General features: G+C 57.2%; 14 protein-coding genes and 3 pseudogenes. 11 read left to right on the top strand and 6 right to left on the bottom strand.

Features of this window, described 5'->3' with window-relative positions; translation table 11 throughout:
- Positions 1 to 195 precede the first annotated feature (195 nt).
- Positions 196 to 1,122, bottom strand: a complete 927-nt coding sequence (locus J3R84_RS19705) for a LysR family transcriptional regulator (protein WP_025429744.1) — start codon at positions 1,120 to 1,122, stop codon at positions 196 to 198.
- 131 nt (positions 1,123 to 1,253) lie between these two features.
- Between J3R84_RS19705 and J3R84_RS19700 the strand changes: the two genes are divergently transcribed.
- From J3R84_RS19700 to J3R84_RS19670, 7 genes are all read left to right on the top strand, one after another.
- Positions 1,254 to 2,156: a serine hydrolase gene (locus tag J3R84_RS19700; protein ID WP_113568268.1), complete on the top strand. Its 903-nt coding sequence runs from the start codon at positions 1,254 to 1,256 to the stop codon at positions 2,154 to 2,156.
- 38 nt (positions 2,157 to 2,194) lie between these two features.
- Complete coding sequence (locus tag J3R84_RS19695) at positions 2,195 to 3,796, top strand: ABC transporter substrate-binding protein (protein WP_203528700.1); 1,602 nt, start codon at positions 2,195 to 2,197, stop codon at positions 3,794 to 3,796.
- 165 nt (positions 3,797 to 3,961) lie between these two features.
- Positions 3,962 to 4,894 carry an ABC transporter permease gene (locus J3R84_RS19690; RefSeq protein WP_113568264.1) on the top strand — a complete coding sequence of 311 codons (933 nt, stop codon included), beginning with the start codon at positions 3,962 to 3,964 and terminating at the stop codon, positions 4,892 to 4,894.
- Positions 4,895 to 4,953: 59 nt separating this feature from the next.
- A complete protein-coding gene (locus tag J3R84_RS19685) occupies positions 4,954 to 5,772 on the top strand; it encodes an ABC transporter permease (RefSeq protein ID WP_203528710.1) in 819 nt (272 codons plus the stop codon).
- Positions 5,772 to 6,752 carry an ABC transporter ATP-binding protein gene (locus tag J3R84_RS19680; RefSeq protein WP_025429749.1) on the top strand — a complete coding sequence of 327 codons (981 nt, stop codon included), beginning with the start codon at positions 5,772 to 5,774 and terminating at the stop codon, positions 6,750 to 6,752. The genes J3R84_RS19685 and J3R84_RS19680 overlap by 1 nt, the downstream gene beginning before the upstream one ends.
- Positions 6,745 to 7,770: an ABC transporter ATP-binding protein gene (locus J3R84_RS19675; RefSeq protein WP_113568262.1), complete on the top strand. Its 1,026-nt coding sequence runs from the start codon at positions 6,745 to 6,747 to the stop codon at positions 7,768 to 7,770. The genes J3R84_RS19680 and J3R84_RS19675 overlap by 8 nt, the downstream gene beginning before the upstream one ends.
- A gap of 4 nt (positions 7,771 to 7,774) precedes the next feature.
- Entirely contained in the window at positions 7,775 to 9,337 is a 1,563-nt protein-coding gene (locus J3R84_RS19670; RefSeq protein WP_057217839.1) for a L,D-transpeptidase family protein, read from the top strand.
- Between the two features lie 679 nt (positions 9,338 to 10,016).
- Here the strand turns inward: J3R84_RS19670 and J3R84_RS19665 are convergent.
- Positions 10,017 to 10,880 (bottom strand): annotated as a pseudogene (locus tag J3R84_RS19665) (ISNCY family transposase); the annotation flags it as partial.
- Here J3R84_RS19665 and J3R84_RS19660 point away from each other — a divergent pair.
- The 4 genes and pseudogenes from J3R84_RS19660 to J3R84_RS19645 form a co-directional block, all read left to right on the top strand.
- A pseudogene (locus tag J3R84_RS19660) lies at positions 10,877 to 11,119 on the top strand (biotin/lipoyl-containing protein); the annotation flags it as partial. The pseudogenes J3R84_RS19665 and J3R84_RS19660 sit on opposite strands and share 4 nt — an antisense overlap.
- Positions 11,120 to 11,504: 385 nt before the next feature.
- Positions 11,505 to 11,798, top strand: coding sequence for a hypothetical protein (locus J3R84_RS19655; RefSeq protein ID WP_200951689.1), 294 nt, complete (start codon positions 11,505 to 11,507; stop codon positions 11,796 to 11,798).
- 368 nt (positions 11,799 to 12,166) lie between these two features.
- Positions 12,167 to 12,631, top strand: coding sequence for a mobile mystery protein A (locus J3R84_RS19650; RefSeq protein ID WP_025429754.1), 465 nt, complete (start codon positions 12,167 to 12,169; stop codon positions 12,629 to 12,631).
- Positions 12,594 to 13,229 carry a mobile mystery protein B gene (locus J3R84_RS19645; RefSeq protein ID WP_239637587.1) on the top strand — a complete coding sequence of 212 codons (636 nt, stop codon included), beginning with the start codon at positions 12,594 to 12,596 and terminating at the stop codon, positions 13,227 to 13,229. Before J3R84_RS19650 ends, J3R84_RS19645 begins: the two co-directional genes overlap by 38 nt.
- A 532-nt stretch (positions 13,230 to 13,761) precedes the next feature.
- Here the strand turns inward: J3R84_RS19645 and J3R84_RS19640 are convergent.
- The 4 genes and pseudogenes from J3R84_RS19640 to J3R84_RS19625 all read right to left on the bottom strand — a co-directional run bounded on the left by J3R84_RS19640 (position 13,762) and on the right by J3R84_RS19625 (position 18,296).
- Positions 13,762 to 14,040 carry a type IV secretory system conjugative DNA transfer family protein gene (locus tag J3R84_RS19640; RefSeq protein ID WP_025429757.1) on the bottom strand — a complete coding sequence of 93 codons (279 nt, stop codon included), beginning with the start codon at positions 14,038 to 14,040 and terminating at the stop codon, positions 13,762 to 13,764.
- A gap of 152 nt (positions 14,041 to 14,192) precedes the next feature.
- Positions 14,193 to 15,248, bottom strand: a pseudogene (locus tag J3R84_RS19635) (iron-containing alcohol dehydrogenase); the annotation flags it as partial.
- Positions 15,239 to 16,705, bottom strand: a complete 1,467-nt coding sequence (locus J3R84_RS19630) for a glycerol-3-phosphate dehydrogenase/oxidase (protein WP_225906439.1) — start codon at positions 16,703 to 16,705, stop codon at positions 15,239 to 15,241. The pseudogene J3R84_RS19635 and the gene J3R84_RS19630, both read right to left, overlap by 10 nt.
- Positions 16,706 to 16,772: 67 nt before the next feature.
- Entirely contained in the window at positions 16,773 to 18,296 is a 1,524-nt protein-coding gene (locus tag J3R84_RS19625; protein ID WP_025429763.1) for an FGGY family carbohydrate kinase, read from the bottom strand.

Genomic DNA, 18,296 nt, shown 5'->3' with positions numbered 1-18,296 from the left:
CAGTGCCTGGAGTAAACGCGAGAACAATGCGAGCCCTAGCTAATCACCTCCATACAACCGGGTGGCGTTGATATCGTCGTCGCAGCGAACTCCAAGATCAAAGGATCGCGTTGAAATGCGAGGGTTTTCGAGGTGGGGTCGCCGGAGAAGGAAATGATCGACAATAGTCGCGTGCACGGCGGCAACACCCTCCATCTATTCAAGGTTCTTTTGGACCAATGTCTGATGCGCTTCCGCACATATCCGGGATAAATGCGACAACAACGCATCTGAACTGGCAATGACAGGGCGATTGATCGGACGCAACACGGACAGGACAAAATCCTGCGCAGGCAAAAAGCGCTTCAAAACCAGGCCGTGTTTCTCATAACTTAAAGCGGTGAGTGGATTTATAATTGAAACACCCAGTCCCTTTAGCACCAGTTCACACACGCTATTGGCGGATTGAGATGACAAAAACATTCGCCTTTTTGTCTCGGCCATATCGAAAACGCGTTCCACACTCAGGCGATAAGGGTCTTGCGAACCCAAGCTGATAAAGTTGATATCCTCGAAATCGTGAGGCTCAAGATGGTCACGTTGTGCCAGAGGATGATCCGACGGCATGATGGCAACAAGCTTGAATACCCATAGGACGCGCGATTCGGCATCTCTTTGTGTATAGATGTCCTCGATCAGACCAATATCAAAATTATAGCCGGAAACGCTTGACTGGTTACGGGGATCAACAGTGCTGATCTGCAATGTCAGTCCTGGTTGGGCGGCATTCAGGCGCGCAATCGCCTCGGGTAGGATGGTTTGTGCAAAAGCGGGCAGAGAAGCGACTGTCAGCACTTCTTCCGATGCATCACGCAAGCGAACGATAAATCCGTTGATACGGTCCAGGCCGATGAATGACGCCTGCACTTCCTCGAAAAGCTTGAGTGCTTTGGCTGTGGGCACCAATCTCTGCAGACGTCGCTCGAACAGGGGGAAGCCTATGTGCTTCTCCAGTCTCGACAACTCGCGCGTAATGGTTGGTTGCGAAGAACCAAGGGCGGCGGCCGCCGCTGTGACGGTGCCGAATTTCATAGTGGCGCGAAAAATCTCCACCTGACGCAAATTGATATGATTGTTGCTCAATCCCGCCTTCAACTTCCAAGGTTGAGGAGTTTCTACGGCACTTCATATCGCATTTGCATGAAGTTCAAACGACATTTCTATATCAAAGAGCAAATTTCCTTGGCTAACTTGCGCAAAACAAGGGAACAAAAATGAACGTCAAGATCCTAGTGTCACAGGCACATCCGGCAGCGCACGCGCTTGCACAAGCCTTATCCATGACAAATGGCGCGCTTGACGAGAGCCGCGTTGGGATTGCTGCCTGTCTTTATGATGCGCCCCTGCGTATGGCCGATCCCGGCGAATTCCTGAATCTACCATGGTTCGGACATCAGGCAACGAAGCCGGTTTATCCGGCAAGTGTCGTGAAGCTGTTCTTTCTGGATGCCTTGGCTTCTTTCCGAGAACAGGGGCACTTGGCCGAACATGAGGAAGACGACCGCGCCGCCGAGCAAATGATGGCCATTTCCTCCAATGAGGCGACGGTCTATCTCGTGGGGAGATTGACTGGCGCCGATGATGGCGCGCCCTTGCAAGGCGAAGCGCTGGAGGAATGGTGTGCGGCCCGCCACCGTGTTCAGCAATGGTTTCAGTCACAGAACCGTTCGGAATTTGCGGGCATAAATGTGTTGCATGGCACTTATGAGGACAGCCCCTACGGCCGCGCCAAGCAAATTCGCAATGGCAAAAACGGAAATCTTCTCACGCCCTTATCCGCAGCCGCTTTGATGCACGATATCGCCCGTGGTGCGCGTGCACGTTCCGACTGGATGATGGGTCTGATGAACCGTGAGTTCCAACGTCATTCGAATGATGCTGATCCAGCCGGCGACCAGGTCCTGGGTTTTCTGGTCGAAGGCTTGCCACGGGACGTAATGACCTGGTCGAAAGCCGGGCACACATCGTGGACCAGGCATGATCTGGTTTATGGGGAAACGCCGGACGGCAAAAGCTTTGTTCTCTGTGTGATGTGCGACGGGGAATGGTCAGCGACCGATAAGAGCTTCCTGCCCAATTTCGCTCAGCTCTTCTATCGACATGCCTTCCAAGCATAAGCCGGCGATCAGAAGCCGATCAACGAAAAGGGGAAAACATGAACTATCGCTCGATTGTGAAAGCTGCATTCCTTGCCGCCGCCCTGTCAGGGGCTGTTCCTACAAGCATGGCCTGGGCAGCTGAACCCACGCCTGGCGGTACGCTGCACCTGGCAGCACCCTATGGCGCGGCCCTCAAAAGTCTCGACCCGCATGCGACGTACACCTCGCAGGACATGGTCGTCTCCAAGGCGTTTCATCGTTCCCTTTATACGTGGGATTCTGCCAAGAATGCGCCAGCTCTTGACCTGGCCGAACTGGTTCAAACCAGTGAAGACGGCAAAACGTTCACGTACAAGCTTTTTGACAACATCTATTTCCACAATGGACGCAAGCTGACGACAGATGATGTGGTCTGGTCCTACACGCGCGTCATGGACCCGGATAAGGGTTATCCAGGTGCGGTACAGGTCGGCACGCTCGTCGGGGCGCAGGAGTATTCCAAGGGCGAAGCTAAAGAAATCAGCGGTGTGAAAAAGCTTGATGACCGCACTTTCTCGCTGACATTCAAGGACCTTGTTGATCCCGGTACGCAATTCTTCGAAGCGATCACAGCTATTCTGCCGAAAGAAGAAGTCGAGAGCGGAAATTTCCTGACCCATCCGGTTGGGCTCGGACCATTTGCCTTTGAAGATCATGTCGAAGGTTCAAAAATTTCCGGCAAGAAATTCGACAAGTATTATAAGCAGGGCAAGCCCTATGCTGATGCTGTGGATTTTACCATATCCGGCGACAATAGCGCCCTGGATATGGCATTTCGCGCTGGCGAACTGGATGCTACGGTTCTGTCTGAGAACGCCTATGTGCTCTACAAGGCTGATCCGGATCTTTCCAAGGGTCTGCTTGAAATTTCCGAAGTATTTACGCGCCATATGGGCTTCAACACGGAAAAGAAGCCATTTGACGATGCGCGCGTACGTCAGGCGATCAACTACGCTGTAGACCGCGACATCATCATCCGCAAACTTCTCAAAGACAAAGCCTATAAAGCAACGGGCTGGCTACCGGCAACATCCCCGGCCTTTGACAAGGATCGCGCGCCATATCCGTATGATCCTGCGAAAGCAAAGGAACTGCTGGCAGCAGCCGGTTATCCTGATGGCTTTGAAGTTACAATATCAGTAACGGAGGGGACGGCGAGCCTTGGTGTTTTGGAAGCCATGATGCCGTTTCTCAAGGAGGTCGGCATCACTGCCAAGGCCAAGGTAGTGGATTCCAACACGCTGGTTGATGAAATGAATCAGGGATCGGCCATGGCGTGGTTTCGTTCCGCGGGCACTGGACCTGATCCACTCACCGCCTTGCGCTGCTTTGACAGCCGCGTAAGCCGTTCAGGTTGCAACCGCAGTGCCTTCAAGGATCCCGCTTATGACGCAGTTCTGGATGCAGCCTCGGCTGAATCCGATCCGGCCAAGCGAATCGAACTTTTGAAGAAGGCGGATGCCTATATTTTTGAGAAGGCGCCTGTCTGGTTCAACAACTACAATAAAGCAGTCGTCGCGACCCAGCCGTGGATTCACGGAGTTGATGCCAATGTGACCGAAGCTGCGATTATTGAAGTGGATTCGCTTTGGCTCGACGATAACGCGCCTGGCCGTTAACTGGGTCGGTCCGGCAGTTAGGCCCTGTGTCGAACTGCCGGAATATCGTTCAAACAAGCTGGAAAATCCCGCGCTCAACATTCCCGACGGGGCAGATTTCCCGAGCAGCCGCAACACGGGCCGCTTTTGTCAGCTTTCGAGCCAACGCGATTTATGGATACTCTTATGTTGATGGTGATTGGCAGGCGACTGCTGCAATCTCTGGTCACGGTTTTTGCTGCAATAACGCTGATCTTCTTCCTATTCAGCGTTATGCCCGGCACATTTGTGTCTTCGCTTTCCAGTGACAAACGCGACATTGACCCTAGCGTTGCCGAACGGATCGAAAAAGAACTAGGCCTGAAAGATCCGTTGTTGGAGCGGTTCGGAAAATACATTGGCGGGCTCGCAACGGGTGATCTCGGCACCTCCTTTTCCACACAGCGTTCTGTCACCGCTATGCTTTCCAGTCGTATCGTCGCTTCGTTCAAACTTGCTGTTGCAGCAATTGCCTTTGCCATGATCGTCGGTCTGCCGCTGGGCTTCCTGGCAGCTGTGCGGCAGGGCACTTGGCTCGATACAACCGCGATGATCACAGCTGTGTCCGGCCTCTCGCTGCCCAGTTTCTGGTTCGGTTTGCTGGCCATGTATTTCATATCGCTGAAGCTTGGCTGGCTGCCTACTTTTGGCTATGGCAGCGGCAATTTCAGAAACCTGGTGCTGCCTGCTTTGACCCTGGGAATCGCCCCTATGGCCCTTTTGGCGCGCACGACCCGGGCGGCTGTGCTGGAGACCATGAATGCTGATTTCGTCCGTACCGCCAGGTCAAAAGGAAATTCGGAATTCCGCATCGTTACCAAGCATATGGCACGCAATGCCTTTGTACTGGTGCTGACAACAATCGGCCTGCAATTCGGCTCGATGCTGGGTGGGTCGGTCGTCATTGAGAACCTGTTTGCCTGGCCGGGTATCGGTTCGCTTTTGACGCAATCTGTTTCGATGCGCGACATACCGACGGTTCAAGGCTGCATTCTCATGATCGTGCTCTTCTTCCTGATCATCAACACGCTTGTCGATATCGCCTATCTCGTGATCGACCCGCGCATTCGATATCGCTGAACGCCTATGGAAAAGCGTTTCTTGCAAGCAAACGAACATTTTGAACAGGACAGGCAGCACTGATGTTTCGCTCCAATCTTGTCATCGGGCTCACAATCTTCGTGACCATTATTCTGGTTGCACTGTTTGCGCCATGGATTGCCCACTACGATCCGGTTTCCGACTCCAAACTTCTCTATGCCGACGAGGCACCAAGCGCACAGTTCTGGTTTGGCACCGATGAGCAGGGCAGGGATATTTTCTCGCGCATTGCCTATGGTGCGCGTATTTCGATCATGATCGGTCTTGCGGTCCAGACGATGAATACCTGCATAGGCGTTCTGCTGGGTCTTTCCGCGGGCTATGTCGGCGGCTGGTGGGACGAGTTTGTCCAGGGCCTGACAAATTTGATGCTATCCATTCCAACCATTGTGTTTGCCTTGGCTCTCATGGCGGTTCTTGGCCCCGGTCTGCCCAGCCTGCTGATTGCCCTTGGTTTGACGGATTGGGCCTATAGCTGTCGCATTTCGCGGGCGCAGGTTCTGACCCAAAAATCACAGAACTACGTACAGGCAGCCCGCACCCTCGGCTTCGGCAAATTCTACATCATGCTGCGCGAAATCCTGCCGAACATCGGCGGCCCACTCATTGTGGTGGCGACCATGGGCATCGGATCGGCCATCATGGCCGAAGCATCCCTGTCGTTTCTGGGTTTGGGTGTTGTTCCGCCCGCACCGAGTTGGGGAGGCATGCTCGCGCGTGCCCGTGAGCAGCTCATGGTCGCGCCGTGGGTCGCGATCTTCCCGGGTCTCGCCCTCTTCATCACCGTTCTCGGCTTCAACATGCTGGGTGACGGCTTGCGCGACCTGCTCGATCCGCACGGGAGGGCCAAACGGTGATGACTGACAGTTCCATTCTACAAGTCGAAAATCTTTCGATAGCACTGCGTGCCAAGGGACAGGACTTTCCCGCTGTGAACCAAATCGATTTTTCTATTCGAGCCGGTGAAGTGTTCGGGCTTGTCGGAGAATCGGGTTGCGGCAAGAGCCTGTGTGCCTTGACGATTGCGGGTTTGCTGCGCGAGCCATTGCACGTCACGCAGGGACGGGTACTCCTGGAGGGGCAGGATATCAATCGCTTGTCCAACAGGGACCTGCGACGTCTGCGCGGCGACCGCGTGGCCATGATTTTTCAAGAGCCGATGACGTCGCTTAATCCTCTGATGACTATCGGCGACCAGATCGGCGAAATGTTCGTGCTGCATAAAGGCATGAGCGTTCGCCAGGCCCGGCTAAAAGCCATTGAGGCGCTGGAACAGGTGCAGGTTCCAAGCCCGGAACGGCGTATCAAGGACTATCCGCACCAGCTTTCCGGTGGCATGCGCCAGCGTGTGATGATTGCGATTGCGCTGGCCTGCGATCCGGCCTTGCTGATTGCTGATGAGCCGACAACTGCACTGGACGTGACTATTCAGGCCGAGATTGTCGAACTCATACTCGATCTGTGCACAGCCCGGGGAACGGCGGTCCTGATGATTTCGCATGATCTGGGGCTGGTCGCACGCATGTGCCATCGGGTGGCGGTCATGTATGCCGGCCACATCGTGGAACAGCGTCGCGCCAGTGAGATTTTCACCGATCCGCGCCACCCTTATACGCATGGGCTCGTCGGTTCGTTGCCGCGCCTTGGCCGTCGGCTGCAGGAGGGGCGGTCCCGATTGGTCGAGATCAAGGGGGTCGTTCCTGGCCTGACGGAACGGGATATCGGGTGCGGCTTTGCTTCGCGCTGTCCGCGTGTCACCGATGAATGTCGGGCGATGATGCCGCCTGCGGCCCCCCTTGAAGAGCTGGGTTCGATTAGGTGTTTCCATCATGACTGAACAGATCATCGTCTTGACACCGACAGCTCGCGACAACAACGGCAACACTGCCGAAGTGCTCACCATTCGCGATCTGCGAATCCATTATTCTGTTCGCGAAGGCTTCCGGAAAAAGACACTGAAGGCTGTGAATGGAATTGATCTCTCTATCAAGGCAGGCGAATGCCTCGGCCTGGTTGGTGAGAGCGGCTGTGGCAAATCCACGCTTGCCGGCGCCATCATGGGGCTTGTCCCCATCACGTCCGGTTCCGTGCATGTGGCGGGGCAGGATGTGCCGACAGCAGTTAAAAGCGACCCGCTCGCCCAGGCGCGTAATGTGCAGATGGTATTCCAGGATCCCTTTGCCTCACTCAATCCGCGGCGTTCTGTGCGAGAGGCCCTTGCCGCACCTTTGCGCCTCCATGGCGTGAAAGACAGCGCCGAGGTGGAAGCGCGTGTGATCGACATGTTGGCCAAGGTCGGCATGAAACCTGAAGCGGCAGATCGCAGACCGCACGAATTTTCCGGTGGCCAGAGACAGCGTATTTGTATCGCGCGGGCGTTGATTGTTAAACCGAAGCTGCTTGTCTGCGACGAGCCTGTTTCGGCCCTGGATGTGTCGATCCGCGCGCAGATCATCAACTTGCTGCTGGAATTGAAGGACGAACTCGGTATCGCGCTTTTGATGATTTCGCACGATCTTGGTGTCGTCGAACATATGAGCGATCGTATTGCCGTAATGTACCTGGGACGCATCGTCGAAGAGGGGGCATGGAGTGATATTTTCACCCATCCGCTGCATCCCTATACGCAGGCTTTGATCGCTTCCATTCCTGATCCGTTGGCGCCCACAGCGCGCCAGTGCCGGATGCAGGGTGAAGCACCGTCGCCGCTCAATCCCCCGCCGGGCTGTGCTTTCAATCCGCGTTGTCCCTCCGCATTTGATAAGTGCCGCGTGGGCGATATCCCCCCATTTACCATTTCGCCCGGTGATCGGTTCCACCGCGCCCGTTGTCATTTGTTAGAGCAGGCTAAATAAATCCATGCATCAAAACCCGTTTATGGTCGGAACCCTCGAGCAGCCCACAATTGTCGTGCGCACAGGACAGGATCCGCAAAACCCGCATATCGGTTTTCTAGCCATTGATGACTGGACCGTAAAATGCGCCATCGGCCGCAACGGACTGGTGGATCCGCAAATGAAACGCGAAGGCGATGGTAAAACCCCGCGGGGGCGCCACCCCCTGCGTTATGGTTTTTATGATCCAACCGTTTTCGGTGACGAACCACGCAGTTTCGATTTCCCGTTCTTGCCCAAGCCTGAAAATTATCGCTGGGTAGAAGATGCCGACAGTCCCTTCTATAATCAGCTGGTGTTTGAAACGGACGAAACACAGGCTTCACGACGCGGCGAGAGATTGTTTGATCTGATCATTCCTGTCGGCTGGAATGACGCGTTGCGCGAAGCCCGCGGGGGGTCTGCAATTTTTATCCACACGGCACGGCCGGATTATAGCGGCACGGCCGGTTGTGTGGTGGTCGCACATGATCATCTGATGGAACTCGCACGGCGCGTTCGTCCCGGCATGGTCGTTGATATTACTTCGATTGATGATCCGGCCACATCGCTTGCTCCTCTTGTTATTGCCCCCCCCAAATCCATTGAGAGTGTCACTTTCCACGGCATGGAGCCCGGTCCTCGTCTGATCGTCACGGGTTCTGTTCATGGCAATGAGCCTGCCGGTCCCTATGCGATCAACCGTTTGATCAATGAATTCCGCATCGGCCAAAGAGAGCTCGAGCGCGGTCAGGTTACATTCGTGCCGGTGGTAAACGGGCTCGCTTTTCGTAAAAATGAACGCATGGGAGACCGCAATTTCAATCGCGATCTTTCGGAGAGCGCCATCCCGCAGGACAACGAAGATCGGGTGGCCAATATCCTGTGCCCGTTGCTGCGTGCCCATGATGTGCTGATCGATCTGCATTCATTCAGCTCGCAAGGGGAAGCTTTCGCCTTGATCGGGCCGAAGGATAATCAAGGCTCGCTTGAACCCTTCGCCCATGAAGTAGCAGAAGCAAAACTGGCCCGGGCACTTGCCCTTCCACTGGTCGTGCATGGCTGGCTGCCTGCACACGAAAAAGCACTGAAACAGAAACGCGATGCAGGTGTAGCCGAAGGCCTTTCATCGCTGCATGGTATCGGCACCACGGAATACATGCGCTTTGCCGGTGGCTACGGCGTTACCGTTGAATGCGGCCAGCATCTGGATCCGAAGGGGCCGCAGGTCGGTTATGATTGCATCGTCAATGGCATGGCATCTCTCGGGCTGATTGCTGATCAGGGGCCGGAAACCGCAACACCGTATGTGCTGGAAATTTGCGATGCCGTTCTCGCCGATCATGAAGAGGATCATCTGGTAAAGCAGTTTACGGCTGGCGAACCGGTCACTGAAGGCGCGATCATCGGAAAGCGTGCCGACGGCAGCGCCATTGTGATGCCCTACGACGGGGCAATCATTTTCGCGGGGCTGACCGCGCCCGTGCATAGCGAGCTCTGCTTCCTTTGCAAACAGAGTAATCGTTTGGAAGTCAAAGTATCCGTCTGATCAAGCGATTTTTCCTTAAGTTTAAGTTATCGAAGGACGTAGCAAGGGATTGACGGTCGAAACGGCGGTCGGGGCGGTCGGTTCTTCAGCGGCACGATCTCGTCGTGCAAAAGCTGGTTGTCGACCTTAGCAGGGTGTTTTCCAGCCGCAGCGTCGCATTGTCTTCCCGAAGGGCGACGTTCGGCGCGAAGGGTCGTGACCTTCGCTGAAAGCTTGCTGACCTCATCGACTGCTTCCGTCGAAGGGTGGGAGGGGGAGGGCGCATCCGAGCGAAATTTCAGTCCTTCCGACGCCGACTTGGTCGCCGCCGATTTACGTTACGGTTCCGATGATGACGTAATAACATTACCTATGCAGTCGCTGTCAATCCCCGGAGGCGCGATGAACAACACCTGGCTGGCACGTGCCCGGCTGCCCTGCGGTCGTTAGGACCTTTCGGCGATCTAGACCAAAACAGCAAGATCGGTCGAGCACGTTATGGCCATGAGCGACTAGCTAGTGCCCGTCCATAAACGCCCGTTTTCTGCGGTTTTGAAAGGTTGTTTGCCGGCTGCCATCGTTTCTTAGGACGCGTGATGGCAGAACGCCGCGCAGGTTATGGCCCGAAGAGCGATCTGGCGGCAATGGGGTCATGGGGCATCGGCCGACGCTCGCCGGGCTTGCTCTGAACGCTGCCGGATCAGGAGCGTAAAGTCGGCCTGAGGCGGGCAAGGAGGGCGAGATTGTAAGCGACCACCGAGGACCAGACATAAGCCTTAAAGTGGTCGAGCCCGCGCCAGGTGCAGCGCCCCAAGCCATAAGCGCGCTTCAGACATGAGATGCCGGCCTCGATGCCGGCGCGGAAGTTTCTGAGCTTGCGATAGACCCAACGGCTCTTGACCATGTCTTCGATCTTGAGGCCGCACTTCTTGTGAAAGGCCATGTCGCGGATGCCACGGGCTTTGGCTCCGCTCAAATTATCGCGGCTGGCATAGCCGCCGTCGGCCGCCGCCTGACGCGGCGCCTGGCCATAAAAGGCGATGTGGCGTTCCAGCATCGGCAGCAAGCGCTCGCTGTCGGCCGGGTTGCCGGTTTCGACGATGAGGTCGAGGACCAGTCCGCTTCTGCCGGTGGTCAGATTGAGTTTGTGGCCGTAGTCGACGTCGCGGCTGCCTTTGACGATGATGTCGGCATGCGGCTCGAACAGGCTCACCAGCTTCTCGCCAGCCGGTACCGGCTCGCCGGCCAGGACCCGCCGTTCGGTCTGGGCGATGATCCGCTCGATCAGTGGCTTATCGTGGCGGATTTGGGTCTGCCACAGTTCGCCGGCCGGGCCCGCCGTCAGGGGCAACTGTTCACTCGCCTGCTGCAGATAACTCAAGGTCGTGCGCGTGATCTTGAGCAGTTCGCGGTAGTGGTTCACCCGTTTCGGGCGGCCGCGGGTATATTCGATCGCTCGAGCCCGCTTCTTCGCCGCGCGGCAATGATCGTGCCATGGGATGGTGCTACCCAGTCCATCGGCCTGCTGCAACAGCCGTACCATCACCCGGACAGCGTCCCATACGCCGCAAGGCGGAGGCCGGCAACGCTACGCAGCTCGGCGCGCCGATGCCGGGCGTGATCTCGACGGTCGCGGTGCACGCGGGCCAGGCGGTCAAGGCGGGCGACGTGCTGCTGTCGATCGAAGCGATGAAGATGGAAACGGCCTTGCATGCGGAGAAGGACGGCACGATTGCCGAAGTTCTGGTGCGCGCCGGCGACCAGATCGATGCCAAGGACTTGCTGATCGTCTTTGGAGGCTGAGGGAGCAGTTCGAACAAACAGAAGTGGCGAGCCTTTGCCCGACCGTTTTTTTTGAGGGCGCGAGGAAGATTCCTTCGGCCTCGGACTTGGTTCGCGACGTTCTTTTCTAGCCGACCCATCTCGCTAAGGGCATGGATCGATCTTCATACGATCAAATCCGACCCATGAAGTGTCGCTTGTTCATGCGGGCATTGACAAGGCTGTTGGCAGCACTTTCGGCTGGACAACTCGATATCGGCTGACCTGACCAATATCGTCGATAACGATCGACAATCTGGACTGCGCCCCTGAGGGTGGAGATATCGGCTTGGTGAATTGACCTGTGGCCCTCGGCATCGTAGATGGACGCCGACGGTTGTGGCATTTGTGACGAGTGCCTGGCGCCATGACGCAGTCGGCGTCCGAGCTGTCGTCTGCGTTTCTGGTTAAGTTCGAGAAGGCGCTTGCGGAGCTTCCCGAGGGCTACGTGCACGGAATTTTCCAGGGCCGCCGATGGAGTGCAACCGTCAGGCGCTCGGCCGATTGGAGGCGAGTGTGGCGGTATGGCGAAGAGCTGGGCGGAGCGGATGTCGTCAGTTTCAACCTCTATGTGCTCTCTGACGCGCGCACCATCCTGAGGCCCTGCGAAATGTCATCGTCGAAGGTTGTCGATTTCGTGCTTGGCTTTGAACGCACCTGAACTGGTGACCTGCTCATCGGCTCCGCGACCTCTCATGACCCGGATGTAGTGATTTCCGACAGGCGTGTCGTTGTAATCGCACCAGTCCTAGAATTGTACCATGCTGCCTCTCCTCAATTCGCGACATGCCGGTTTCAGCGGCTCGGCGCAAGGGTCTCATCGTTCGCCTCTCTGGCGGCGGTGCTTCTCCAACGACAGCTCGGCCGATTGTCCATCGCTGGAAACTCGCGGCTATCAGGACCTAGCTGCTGAGCTATTGCGCATATATTTGTGATCGCTCTAATTCAAGCTGAATACTTTTAAATGCTCAATACGGATATCTTTGCTCATTTTTATATGCTATTTTGTTCGAAAATGGACATAAATAGATGAACAAAAAACAAGCGGCCCTCGCTCGAAAACAGTTGGAACGACGTCTGGCGCCGGTGCGAGACCTAGAGCTCATTTCGCCGCCACGTGGTTGGATGAAGGCCATCCGCGAGGCCCTCGGCATGACTACGCGCCAGCTCGCCATGCGCATGGGTGCCGCTCCGTCCCGCATACCGGCGATCGAGAAGGCTGAAGTTTCGGGAGCGACAACGATCAGGACGCTACGGGAAGCGGCCGCGGCAATGAATTGCACCTTTGTCTACGCTTTCGTGCCGATCAAGCCGCTTGACGATATCCTTCGCGAGCGCGCGGCCGAAAAGGTCGGTGAGGAGATGACGCGACTCGATCATACGATGCGTCTGGAAAACCAGGCGTTGATCAAGTCGGACCTGGAGGACGAACGTCGCCGGCTTATCGACGCTTTGCTTGCAGACGCTGGGCGACGCCTGTGGGAAGAGGATTGACTCTGTGGAGGAGGACCCTCTTTTCCAGGACGACGATGAAGCAAATACGCCGCTAACCGTTGAGGAACGGGAGCAGCTCATTCCCTCCTACATCACCTTGCGGCACGAATTGAACGAGGCCGAGCAAGTTAACATCGGCGAAGGCTTGCGATGGGCGACGTCGCGAAAAAGGGACCTGCTCGACCAGGAATTCCTCAGTGAGTTGCACCGCCGCATGTTTGGGGACGTTTGGCATTGGGCTGGCCAGTACCGGACAACACCTAGAAACATCGGCGTCGATGCCTATCGCATTGCAATGGATGTCAGGCAGGTGGCTGACGACGTGCGCTATTGGGTCGAACACGAGACCTTTCCACCCGACGAGATCGCTGTCCGGTTCAGCCACAGGCTGGTGGCAATCCATCCCTTCCCAAACGGAAACGGCCGATTTTCTCGCCTGGCGGGCGATCTGCTCGGGCGCCAGCTTGGACGACCGCCATTTAGCTGGGGCCGGGCAAATCTGGTCGATGCGGGCAAGACCCGAGCCCGTTATGTTGCTGCACTTCGGGCGGCCGATAACCACGATATCGGACCCTTGCTGGAGTTCGCGCGCTCATGAGTGTTTCGAAAATGGTAGGTGAGCTTCTCAAACTGGAAGCGAGAAAGGACTGACATGAAGACATTCACGCAGTCGCAGTTGCAGTTGCAGGCCATTGCGGATGCGGAGCGCTCCATCCCCCGAGTGAGGGATGGCGACGAAATCATGCATATCAAAAGCGGCCCGCAGCTGGGCTGCGGACCGATCTTCGGACAAGTCCTCAGAGCACGCGAACGTTGCGCGCGCTCCATTGCAATGAGGGCCGGACAAGCCCTTGTTCAAATCGTTGGCCACGCCCCAACGATCAAGCGGAGTGACTTGCCGGGCCTAGGCTTGCCGGATCCCGGCCGTTGGCCGCCGCGATGCTGATCCTCCGAAACGAGGCTCTTAACCGGTCAAGCCACGCGCGAACTGGCTCTGGCCGCGAGGCTGCCGGCGCCTGGTGCGTTCTTTTTTGCTGGCCTCTCGAGGACAGCATTCCGGCGATGTCACGGCCGATGATATCTCGGACCTACAAGGAACAAAAGTTGGCGACGCCGGTCTGTCCCGTCATTCATGACGGATCATACGGGCCTGTGATTTCCGGGTCGTCGTAATATCGAAGCTTCTTGGCCCAGGCCGGCCGCTGCCCCTGTCTCAGCAGGATCATCCTGCCTTCCGGTACGCGCATGATCTCATCCGCGTTGATGAGGTCACTAGGCGAGATGTGTTCGGACGACGAGTTCTTGCCTTCGCTCCATGGCCGGGTGATGTAATTGACATCCGTCTTGCCGACCCTGCGCGCGATCAGCTCGGCCGTCTCGATATCGTTGACGCCGAAAACCTGTAGCACGCCAGGTGGCTGACCGTATTCATCTGGTCCAAAATCTCAGGGCGGCGATCAAGGAGAACTTCGGAAGCTCGCGTCAGGAGCTTTGCGACTGCGCATTTTTTCGATCACTTCGCTTCTCGAGAAAATCGAATTTCTAGGCTTCGAAGTAACTGCTAAAAAGCAGCCTCATAGATCGCTAGCGCGTTAGCTTCGGTAACATCTCGAGGGTTGTTCACGAGCAAACGGGTCTGCTTCATCGCCTCGCGCGCAAGCATAGGTAAGGCATGTCTTGGAATGCCCACCTCCCGCAGTGTCCGTGGAATGTTCAGCTCTCTGCCAAGCTGATCGAGCGCATCGATGAAGGCAGTCGCCCGCGTTTCGAAGGGCAGTTGCGCCAAATCAGGGAAAGCGTAAGCCGCAATTTCAGCGTACGCATTTGCCGCCCGCGGAAGATTGAAACGAAGCACATGCGTTAGTACCAATGCGTTGGAGAGCCCGTGAGGTACGTGAAAATGCCCGCCGATTGGATAGGCTAGCGCATGCACGGCAGCGACCGGCGAGTTAGCAAAGGCTTGTCCTGCAAGCAGCGAACCGAGAAGCATCGCGCCGCGTGCCACAGTATTATGACCATTGAATACAGCTTCGCGAATGTGGGCACCAAGCAATTGCAGTGCCTGTTTGGACAGGCCGCTGGAGATCGGATTGTTCGTGGGGGAAGCAGACGCATAGGATTCGATGGCATGTACCATAGCGTCGATGCCAGTCGCCGCGGTCACCGTCGGCGGCAGGCCAAGTGTCAGTTCGGCGTCGAGAATCGCAATGTCCGGAAGCAGGAGTGGGGAGACAACTCCCTTCTTTTCAGCTCCGTTGGTCGTTATGATCGCGATCGGCGTAACTTCGGAACCGGTGCCGGCTGTGGTCGGCACAAGAACCAGCGGCATGCGCGGTCCCTTCGCAACGTTTACCCCGAATACCTCGTTGAGCGACTGGCCGGTCTTGGCGACCAGTGACGCCACCTTGGCCACGTCCATCGGCGAGCCCCCTCCGATAGCAATCACGCCGGTTGCGCCCCACGCCGTGATGAAGGCCGCGAGATCCTGGACGTTGCATTCTGGTGGGTCGACAGCGATGTCATCGAAAATAGCGACCTCAATTCCGGCTTTCGCGAACGATGCCAGCGCGGGATCGATGAGGCCAAGGCGGCGCAGCCCCCTGTCAGTCACGAGCAGACGACTTCGCCGCCGGTATAGGGCAAGCCATTCACAACCGGCTTGGCCAGTTCCGGGCGCGCCGCGATCAGATCGCTCACAAAGCGCGCTTCCGTGCCGTAACGCTCGCCCAGATGCGCCTCCATACCGCCAGACGCCACGATTGCTTGCGCGTCATAGCCGGCAGCGCCCAACAGAAATGCCTTCTTCGTGGTACAGCGGCGGCGGTCGCCGAGAACTCTCGCGGCGGCGTCCACCGTCTGTTCGGCCATATGGCGAGAGGTCGTCAGCTTGCCGCCCACGATCGTGACGAGGCCGTCAGGCGCAACATGCACGGAATGGTCGCGTTTGACGTCCATGGTGCTGCCACCTGATGAAGCGGCCACCAGCGGGCGGCACCCGGCAATGCTGCCGACGACATCTTCCGGCGTCAGGTCAATATTGAGCGCGCTGCAGGCGCCTTCGATCAGGAAATCGAGTTCGCGACGCGTGCAATGCACGTCGTCAAGATCTCCCTGGTAATCCTCGTCGGTCGTTCCGAGATAGGAGACATTGCCCCAGCGCGTGATTGTCGCACGGCGGCTGCGACCCGGCACCGGCACCGTTACAGTGCAGTCATTGCGAATCTTCAACCAAGGGATCGCCACGTGAACGCCTTTGGCTGGGCGCACATGCAACGGCTTTTCGCCGTCCTTGCCAAGCCCCATCCAGTCTCGTAGCCACACCCCCGTCGCCATGATGACGGTCTTGGCGTGCACCCTAATTTCCTTGCCCTCAACGGTGTGAACGATTGCACCGTCGACCCGCCCCGAACTGCGGGTAATCTCGGCGACCTTCGAGTGGTTGAGAACCGTAGCTCCATGGAAGCCGGCAGAGCGGGCAAGCGCCAGCGTCAAGCGTGCATCATCAACGCGGGCATCGAAGTACATGAGCCCACCGCGCAGATATTCGTCCTTGAAAGTCGGGCAATGCGCCAGCACTTCGGCGGCGGTCAGCTTCTGGTGCAGAATGCCTTCGCGCCAGCCTCCAGCCAGGTCATATGTCCAGAGTAACCCTTCAAACGCCTTGGCGAAGCGCGCATCGAACACGCCATCCCGTTCAAGAATAGGGAACAGAAAAGGCAAGCGCTGAACCAGATGGCCTGCATTACGCCTGAGGCGCTGGCGTTCAAGCAGAGAATGGCGCACGAGCCCAAGATTACCCTGTTCGATATAGCGCAAGCCGCCATGCACCATCTTGGATGATTTTGACGATGTACCTGATGCAAAATCATCTTTCTCGATCAGCGCGACACGAAAGCCGCGCAGACTTGCATCGAAGGCACAGTAGGCACCGGTCACGCCGCCGCCTACGATCAGAATATCGTAGGTTTCAGCGGCAAGACGGTCTTCCTGTTCCGACCGGTTCAACCTTAGTGGTTCGGTGCGGATCATCCGGGCGCGTTCCTTGTCCGCGCGCCGGGAGCGCAGATTCAGCATTTCAACTCCTGTTGGAGCGCATTCCGAAAAGTGTGATCGTTCCTCGGAAAAATGCGCGTTAAAAAAACTAGCGGTAGTGACCGGATTGAACGCGTGCGACTTCCTCATCCGTAAGGGAATGCCATCGGGCTCGACGGTCCTGTCTTTCCGCTTCGCTGGCCTTGGGGATGAAAAGATTGCCTTCGGGTAGCGTGGCGCGAGCCTCCGCAAGGTCGCTCCAGAGCAATCCCTCGCTGCCAGCCAGAAACGCGGTGCCACGTAGGCTGGCACGATCCTGATCCGCCATGCGCCGCACCGGAACCCCGCTCAGATCAGCCTGTAGCTGCAGCAGCGCATCACTCGAGGAAAGCCCTCCGCCAGCCACTACTTCCCGAACCGGAACGCCTGCTACCTCCGAGCTCGCCTCAGCACAGGAAACAACCGAATGTGCAATGCCCTCCAGAATGGCATGCGCGAGATGCGCCCGGCTGTGGGCCAAAGAAAGCCCGGTCAGCGATGCTCTGCCATCCGGCACGATGTTCGGCTGGCGCAATCCCGTCAGCGTCGGCATAAAGAAGAGACCATCGGAAGACGAAACCGTCGAAGCCAGTTCGCTAACCTCTTTGGCATTCTCGAACCAGCGCATTTCATTGCAAAGCCAGTTGAGCGCCGATCCGGTCGTGGCGGCATAGGTCTCGACCGCGAAATGCGAGAGATTGTCGCTCCGCCAGGCCGTCATGGTGAACGTCGCCTCATAGAGACCGGGATTTTTGGGCGTCTGCTTTCCGATCACAAGATCGACGAAACTGCCCGTACCGTGCACGCACATGGCCAGACCGGCATCGTGGCAGCCAAGACCGACAAGTCCGCCCAACTGGTCGCCGCACGACGCCTTGATCGGCACGCGAATACCCAGGACTTCCTTTCTCGTGTAGCCGAAATCATCGGCGTCCTGCTTCAGTTCAGGCAACAGTTCCACCGGAAAGCCCTGCGCCTCTATCCAGTCGGTGAAATAGCGATGCTCACCGAGGACATAGGCGCCGGCGGATGTGGCGTTGGTCGGTGTTGTGACGGCTTTCCGTTCTTCAGACAGGTTCCAAAGCAGCCAGCTGTCGACAGTGCCGAAGGCAAGCCTTCTTGCCTTCCATGCCTCACGCACGGCGGGCGTCTTTTGCATATGGCGCGCAGCCCATAGATAGATCGCTCGTCCACCAACCGGGCGCCCTGCGAGCGCCACGAGTTTCGCATCCCAGACAGCTCCAAGCGGCTTCAGCTCGTCGGCATAGCGGGAATCCTGCCAGACCATGGCTGGAACCAGCGCCCGGCCGGACTCGGTATCCCACAAAACACCGGTTGCGCGTTGCGTGGCGATTGCTATTGCTGCAATTTCTAGGCCCGTATCTCGAGCCGCGGCAATCGTTTTGCCGCAGACGTCGATGGTCTTTTGCAAAAGAACATCAGCGTCCTGCTCCACTACGTTGTGACGCGGCGAAGATACGGCAAGCGTAGTGTAGTTGACGGCGGAGACCGAACCGTCGGCCGCGACAAGCGCGGCCCGGGTTCCGGACGTTCCTTCGTCAATGGCCAGAATGACCTGTCTGCGTCCGTTCAC

Origin of the sequence: Ensifer canadensis, assembly GCF_017488845.2 — a bacterium.
GTDB classification, from domain to species: Bacteria; Pseudomonadota; Alphaproteobacteria; order Rhizobiales; family Rhizobiaceae; genus Ensifer; species Ensifer canadensis.
Note: the sequence above shows the minus strand (reverse complement) of the source record. Positions and strands in the feature narration are given on the sequence as shown.